Origin of the sequence: Achromobacter sp. Bel, from assembly GCF_012928505.1 — a bacterium.
Taxonomy (GTDB): domain Bacteria; phylum Pseudomonadota; class Gammaproteobacteria; order Burkholderiales; family Burkholderiaceae_B; genus Achromobacter.
In genome coordinates this window covers 39,532-46,730 of sequence record NZ_JABBJN010000049.1, presented here as the reverse complement: position 1 = coordinate 46,730, position 7,199 = coordinate 39,532, and the positions used below count along the sequence as shown (strand labels likewise).

The 7,199-nt window shown below is 66.2% G+C and carries 6 protein-coding genes; 4 read left to right on the top strand and 2 right to left on the bottom strand.

Annotation, left to right across the window (positions count from 1 at the left end; all coding sequences use genetic code 11):
* The first annotated feature begins 14 nt into the window (after positions 1-14).
* The 4 genes from HG262_RS24185 (at position 15) to clsB (ending at position 4,857) form a co-directional block, all read left to right on the top strand.
* Complete coding sequence (locus tag HG262_RS24185) at positions 15-686, top strand: DUF502 domain-containing protein (RefSeq protein ID WP_211187750.1); 672 nt, start codon at positions 15-17, stop codon at positions 684-686.
* A 40-nt stretch (positions 687-726) separates the two neighbouring features.
* Complete coding sequence (aspS, locus tag HG262_RS24180) at positions 727-2,514, top strand: aspartate--tRNA ligase (RefSeq protein ID WP_169273434.1); 1,788 nt, start codon at positions 727-729, stop codon at positions 2,512-2,514.
* A gap of 268 nt (positions 2,515-2,782) precedes the next feature.
* Positions 2,783-3,649 (top strand): endonuclease/exonuclease/phosphatase family protein, encoded by an 867-nt coding sequence (locus HG262_RS24175; protein WP_169273433.1) that lies wholly within the window; start codon positions 2,783-2,785, stop codon positions 3,647-3,649.
* Positions 3,646-4,857 carry a cardiolipin synthase ClsB gene (gene clsB / locus HG262_RS24170; RefSeq protein ID WP_169273432.1) on the top strand — a complete coding sequence of 404 codons (1,212 nt, stop codon included), beginning with the start codon at positions 3,646-3,648 and terminating at the stop codon, positions 4,855-4,857. Before HG262_RS24175 ends, clsB begins: the two co-directional genes overlap by 4 nt.
* 22 nt (positions 4,858-4,879) lie before the next feature.
* On the opposite strand, the gene HG262_RS24165 is transcribed toward clsB, so the two are convergent.
* Complete coding sequence (locus HG262_RS24165) at positions 4,880-5,749, bottom strand: DMT family transporter (RefSeq protein ID WP_169273431.1); 870 nt, start codon at positions 5,747-5,749, stop codon at positions 4,880-4,882.
* A 68-nt stretch (positions 5,750-5,817) separates the two neighbouring features.
* A complete protein-coding gene (locus tag HG262_RS24160) occupies positions 5,818-7,170 on the bottom strand; it encodes an MFS transporter (RefSeq protein WP_169273430.1) in 1,353 nt (450 codons plus the stop codon).
* Positions 7,171-7,199 lie beyond the last annotated feature (29 nt).

Sequence of the window (7,199 nt, the reverse complement as noted above, 5' to 3'; positions counted from 1 at the left end):
CTAGCGCACACGCCATGCGGATGCGCCTCATCAAAAAGTACTTCATCACCGGCCTGTTGATCTGGGTTCCCCTGGTCATCACGGTGTGGGTGCTGGGTCTGCTGGTCGCCACCCTCGAAGGGTTCGTGCCTGGCTTCCTGTCGTCTGAATCGCTATTCGGCATCGACATCCCCGGCTTCCGCTTCGTCCTGGTCATCGTGGTGGTGCTGATGACGGGCGTGTTTGCGGCAAACCTGATCGGCCGTACCATGGTGGACCAGTGGGAAAACCTGCTGGGCCGCATTCCGCTGGTGCGCTCGATCTACAACTCGGTCAAGCAGGTCAGCGATACGGTGCTTGCCCCGAACGGCCAGGCGTTCCGCCGCGCGGTGCTCGTGCAATATCCGCGGGCGGGCTCCTGGACCATTGCGTTTGTCACCGGCACGCCCAGCGGTGAAGTGGCCAGCCTGTTGCCCGGCGACCACATCAGCGTGTATGTGCCGACGACGCCGAACCCCACGTCCGGCTTCTTCCTGATGGTGCCTCGCGCTGACGCGATCGACCTTCAGATGAGTGTGGACGCGGCATTGAAGTACATCGTTTCCATGGGCGTTGTCGCCCCGGCCCAGGCGTCCGCGCCCGGGGACCGGCCGGCCCCGCTCTCTCCGGTGCATGGCGTGCAAGACGCGCCTCGCGCCGATTCGTAACCCTTACGCTCAAACTAAGCACACAACGGAGTCATCCCGCATGCGTACCTGCTACACCGGCCAGGTTTGCCGTGACCATCTCGGCCAGACTGTCACCCTGTACGGCTGGGTGAACCGCCGCCGCGACCACGGCGGGGTCATCTTCATCGACTTGCGCGACCGCGCGGGCCTGGCCCAGATCGTGTTCGATCCGGACAACGCCGCCTTCGCCACCGCCGAGCGCCTGCGCAACGAATTCTGCGTCCGCGTCACCGGCCTGGTGCGCGAGCGTCCGGCCGGCACCGCCAACAGCGAGCTGGCTTCGGGCGAAATCGAAGTGCTCTGCAAGGAAGTCGAGATCCTGAACGCGTCGGTCACGCCACCGTTCCAGCTGGACGACGACAACCTGTCGGAAACGACCCGCCTGACGCACCGCGTGCTGGACCTGCGCCGGCCGCAGATGCAGCGCAACCTGATGCTGCGCTACCGCGTGTCGATCGAAACGCGCAAGTTCCTGGACCAGTTGGGCTTCATCGACATCGAAACCCCGATGCTGGCCAAGAGCACGCCCGAAGGCGCGCGCGACTACCTGGTGCCCTCGCGCGTGAACGCCGGCCACTTCTTCGCGCTGCCGCAGTCGCCGCAGCTGTTCAAGCAGATGCTGATGGTGTCGGGCTTCGACCGCTACTACCAGATCACCAAGTGCTTCCGCGATGAAGACCTGCGCGCCGACCGCCAGCCGGAATTCACCCAGATCGACTGCGAAACCTCGTTCCTGAACGAGTTCGAGATCCGTGAAATCTTCGAAAACCTGATCCGCCACGTGTTCAAGGTGGTGCAGGGCGTCGACCTGGCCCAGCCGTTCCCGATCATGCCGTGGACGGAAGCGATGCGCCGCTACGGTTCGGACAAGCCGGACCTGCGCGTGAAGCTCGAATTCACCGACATCACCGACGTGATGCGCGATGTGGACTTCAAGGTGTTCGCCGCCGCCGCCACGGCGCCCGGCAGCCGCGTGGTCGCCCTGCGCGTGCCCGGTGGCGCGGAAATGTCGCGTAGCGAAATCGACGGCTATACGCAGTTCGTCGGCATCTACGGCGCCAAGGGCCTGGCCTACATCAAGGTCAACGAAGTGGCCAAGGGCCGCGACGGCCTGCAATCGCCCATCGTCAAGAACCTGCACGACGCCGCGCTGGCCGAACTGGTCAAGCGCACCGGCGCGCAAGACGGCGACATCATTTTCTTCGGCGCGGATCGCGAGAAGGTCGTCAACGACGCCATCGGCGCGCTGCGCGTGAAGATCGGCCACAGCGAATTCGGCAAGAAGACCGGCCTGTTCGAAGCCGGTTGGCAGCCGCTGTGGGTGGTCGACTTCCCGATGTTCGAATACGACGAGGAAGACGGCCGCTACACCGCCGCCCACCACCCGTTCACCAGCCCGAAGGATGGTCACGAAGACTTCCTGGAAACCGATCCCAGCAAGGCATTCGCCAAGGCCTACGACATGGTGCTGAACGGTTGGGAAATCGGCGGCGGCTCGGTCCGTATCCACCGCGAAGAAGTGCAGAGCAAGGTGTTCCGCGCGCTGAAGATCGGCGCCGAGGAAGCCCGTGAGAAGTTCGGCTACCTGCTGGACGCGCTGCAGTACGGCGCGCCTCCGCATGGCGGCATCGCCTTCGGCCTGGACCGCATCGTCACGATGATGACCGGCGCCGAATCGATCCGCGACGTGATCGCCTTCCCGAAGACGCAGCGCGCGCAGGATCTGCTGACGCAAGCGCCGTCGGAAGTCGATGAAAAGCAACTGCGCGAATTGCACATCCGGTTGCGTAACGTCGAAACTAAGTGAGTCCCCCCCCCGAGGCGCCGGGGGCGCCTCCCCCCCAGGGGGGCGCCTCGCGGGACCGGCGGAGCCGGATCCTCGGCGGCCCGGCTCGGCAGGGTATTTGCTTGCGGGTGTTGAGTTCTTGAGTGCCAACCTTTGCGGTGGGTGTTTTGTTGCGGCAAGGGTTTGCTGAATTGGAGTAATCTGGCAAACGCCGCTTTCCGGCGGTGCTTGCCAGGGTTGTTTGGGCCTGGCTCGTGGTTCCTCTGCTTTCAAAGGCGCCATCGCTTTTATGTCGCTCATCCGTGTCGTCAGCTACAACATTCACAAGGGCCGTTCGGCGTTAGGCCGGCGCGATTCCCTGAATGAACTGCGCTTAGGGCTCTACGGCCTGCGCCCCGACCTGGTCTTCCTGCAGGAAGTCCAAGGCCGCAACGAGCAGAAATCCCTGCTCGACGCCCAACACGAATCCCTTGCTGCCGCCTTGCGGCTGGATGTGGCCTATGGCCGCAACGCCATCCGTCATGCGACGGACCACGGCAACGCGCTGCTGTCGCGCTATCCCATTCTTGACCACGAAAACCTGGACATCTCCGACCATCGGCTGGAGCAACGCGGCCTGCTGCATGCGCGCGTCGAACTCGACGGCCGGGCGGTGCATTGCTTCGTGGTGCACTTGGGCCTGTTCGCCGGCAGCCGCACCCGCCAGGTCCTGGCGTTGACCGAACGTATCCGGCGCATGGTGCCGGATGGCGAGCCTATCCTGATCGCGGGCGACTTCAACGACTGGAACGACCGCCTGGCGCCGCTGTTCGTGCAGCAGTTGGGGCTGTATGAAGTGTTCTCGCATGCGCCGCGCAGCCATGGCGGCGAACTGCCGCGCCTGCGCGACTCGGTCAAACGGCTGAGCAATGCGCTCAGGGGGCTGCCCAACAGCGGCCTGTCCGTCATGGAGCGCAACAATCAACTGGGCATGGAAGGCAGCTCACGCCTGCTGCTGCCGCCGCCCCGGACCTTTCCGGCCGTGTTCCCCTGGTTCCGCCTGGACCGCATTTACCAGCGCGGCTTTGCCGTGCGCAGCGCACGCGTGCTGCGCGGCCGCGAATGGGCGCGGCTATCCGATCACTCTCCGTTGCTGGCCGAACTGGAACTTCCGTGAAGGTCGAGCAGGTCAAGCTGGAATGGACCGACGGCAACAGCATTCGCCTGTTGCAGAACGGCGCCGACTTTTTTCCCGCGCTATGCGCGGCCATCGATGCCGCCCAGTTCAGCGTGCATCTGGAAACCTATATCTTCATGCTGGACCGCACCGGGCTGCGGGTGCTGGAATGCCTGGCCGCGGCGGCCCGGCGTGGGGTAAAGGTGCGTGTCGTGCTGGATGGTTTCGGCAGCGCGATGCACGTCGACGCGGTACGCGCAAGGCTGCTTGAAGCCGGCGCGCAATGCCGCATATTCCGGCCCGAGCCGCGCTGGTTTGCGCGCTTTATCCCCTCGCGCAGCCGCTTGCGGCGGCTGCACCGCAAGGTGACGGTGGTGGATGGGCGCGTTGCGTTCATCGGCGGCATCAACGTCATCGACGACTACGACGACCTGGACCCCACGGACGGCATTTCGGCGCCGCGCTTCGATTTTGCCGTGCAGGTGGAAGGCCCGCTGGTCACCGATGCGGCCTATGCGCAGGACCTGTTGTGGGTGCGCCTGAACTGGGCGCGCCTGCGACGCCATCCGCGCGACTGGAGCCGCATGCGGCTGACCAAGCCGCACCATGCGCCGGTGGCCCCGTGCGGCACGCTGCGCGCGGCGCTGGTGCTGCGCGACAACGTGCGCTACCGGCAGACGTTTGAACGCGCCTACCTGTACGGCATCACGCAGGCGCGCCGCGACATCCTCATCGCCAACGCGTACTTCTTTCCGGGTCGCCAGTTCCGCCGCGCGCTGGCAAAAGCCGCCGCGCGCGGCGTGCGGGTACGGCTGCTGCTGCAAGGCAAGGTCGAATACCGCATGCAGTACCACGCCACCCGGTCGCTGTACGACCAGTTGCTGCGCGACGGCATCGAGATCTATGAGTACATGCCCAGCTACCTGCACGCCAAGGTCGCGGTGATCGACAACGTGGCCACGGTGGGCTCGTCCAACCTGGATCCCTTCAGTCTGCTGCTGGCGCGCGAGGCCAATGTGGTCGTGGACGACCAGCCGTTCGCGTGGGACTTGCAGGAGCGCCTGGAAACGGCCATCCGCGAGGGCGGCCGCTTCATCCGTCCGCTGGAATACCAGCGCCGGGGATGGGTACGGCGCTGGGTGGACGCGGCGTCCTATACGTTGCTGCGCATCGGTGTGGCGCTGACGGGCACGTCGGATAAGTACTAAGCGCGCGGCTCTGGCGCGACGTTCACACGCGCCGCTTGATCAGCCCCAGCGCTAGCGCGGTGCCCACCAGAATGATGGCGGCGCCCACCGCGATGGACGGCGTGATGCGCTCGTCCAGGAACCACGCACCCCACACCACGCCGAAGATAGGCACCAGGAAGGTTACGCTGACGGCGCCGGTAGGGCCGACGTTGGCGATCAGGCGGAAGAAGATGATGTAGGCCGCGCCAGTGCACACGACGGCCAGCAGGATGGTGGAGATCCACGCCGCCATCGAGGCGGGTGTTTCCGGCCAGGCGGAGATCGCCAGGGGCAGCAGCACGAGCGACGCGGCGATCATGCTGCCGGTGGCGCTGGCCAGGGCGTCCACGCCGGTGAGAAAGCGTTTGGTCCAGTTTGCGGCGATGCCGTAGAAGATGGGGGCCGACACGGCGGCCAGCACCGCCGGCCCCGTGCCGCCGGCCTGGAAGTTCAGCTTGTCCCACACCAGCACGATGATGCCCAGGAACCCGATCATCAGGCCCAGCGAACGCATCCATGGCAGCCTGTCCTTCAGCCACAGCCACCCGACGACCGCGCCCCATACGGGAGTGACCGCGTTGGCCACCGAAAGGAAGCCGGCGCCCAGGGATTGGGCCGCGTAGGCATACAGCAGGAAGGGGATGGCGGCGTTCAGGGTGCCGACCACCAGCAGCGCCTTCCAGTGCCGGGCGATCACCGGCAGCTTGCCGCGCCACAGGGCGGCCGGCAGCAGGAACAGCGCGGCCAGGCCGACGCGAAGCTCGATCAGTGCGATCGGGCCGAAATCGCCGACCGCGACACGCATGAACAGGAAGGAGCCGCCCCAGACCGCCGCAAGCAGCAGCAGGTCCAGCAGATTGCGTTGACGCATGGTTTGTCTCGGGTTCGCCTTGGGGGGCGCTCTTGGGTGATGCCTGGGGTATGACCCTGGGGTGAAGCCTATTTCCGGGCGGTGACCAGATTCTTCATCTTGACCCGATACGCCAGTAGCGCACAGGCCAGCGACAGCACAATACACAGGACCAGACCGGCCCGCACTCCGTTTAGTACCGTGCTGTGTGAAATGATGATGCCAACCACCGCCGTGCCCAGCGCGCTGCCGATGGCGCGCGTGGTCTGCACCAGCGCCGAGGCCACGCCGACGTCTCGGCGCTCGCTCAGCATCTGCATGAAAAGCGTCAGGTTGGGCAGCAGGAAGCCCAGCGCGCAGCCGTTGACGAAGAACGCGGCAAGAATCCACCAGGCCGATGTGCCCGGGGAAATCAGCAGCACCATCAGCGTGCCGGCCGCCAGCAGCAGGGCGCCGAACACCATCAGGCGCTGCGGTTCGGTCTGCTTGGGGAACAGCCGTCCGTTGACGATGCTGCCGACCGAGATCGCCGCGACCAGCGGGGTCAGCAGCAGGCCGGCCTCGCTGGGCGTGTAGCCCAGCACCTGCTGCAGCAGCAGCGGGCTGTAGAAGATCAGCACGAACATCACCGCGCCGACCATCATGGCGGCCAGGTTCAGCAGGCGGGAATCGAGGCCTGCCAGGACGCGTAGCGGAAAGATGGGCGATTTCACGCGGCGTTCGGTGGGGATCAAGATGGCGATGGCGGCCACGCCGACGAGCGCCAACATGCCCCCCAGGAGCGGACGCGCGTGCTCGCCGCTGGCAAAGGCCAGTTCCAGCGCCGCCAGCGGCGCGCCCACGGCCAGCACCAGGAGGATGGCGCCCACCCAGTCAATCTTGCGGCTGCCGTCATGGATGGGGCGGATACGCGGGAAATAGCGCGCCAGCAGGAAAAAGGCGCCGGCCGCCGCGATGGGCGAGATGAAGAACGCCGCGCGCCAGCCGAGTGCCTGCGTGGCCGCGCCGCCCAGGACGGGGCCGATGCCGCTGGCCATGGCGAAGGCGGCGGACACCAGCGCCATCCATCGCACGCGCTGCTTGGCGTCGGGGAACAAGTCGGCGGGCGCCGCGAAGGCGGTCGCGATCATCATGCCGCCGCCCACCCCCTGCAGGGTGCGGAACACGATCAGCTGCGTCATGGACTGCGCCAGGCCACAGGCGATGGACCCCAGCGCGATGATCAGGACCGAGACCAGCATCAGGGGCTTGCGCCCGAACATGTCGCCCAGCCGGCCAAAGATCAGGATGGAGGCCGCGGTGGCCAGCAGGTAGCCGGTACCGACCCAGGCGTAGAGGGCCATGCCGTTCAGCGCTTCGGCCACGCGGGGCAGCGTGGTGCTGATGATGGTGGAATCCAGCGCCGCCAGCACCACCGTCGCCGATACGCCTGCCATCGCCATCAGGAGGTCCCTGCGGGAGCGGGCGGGGT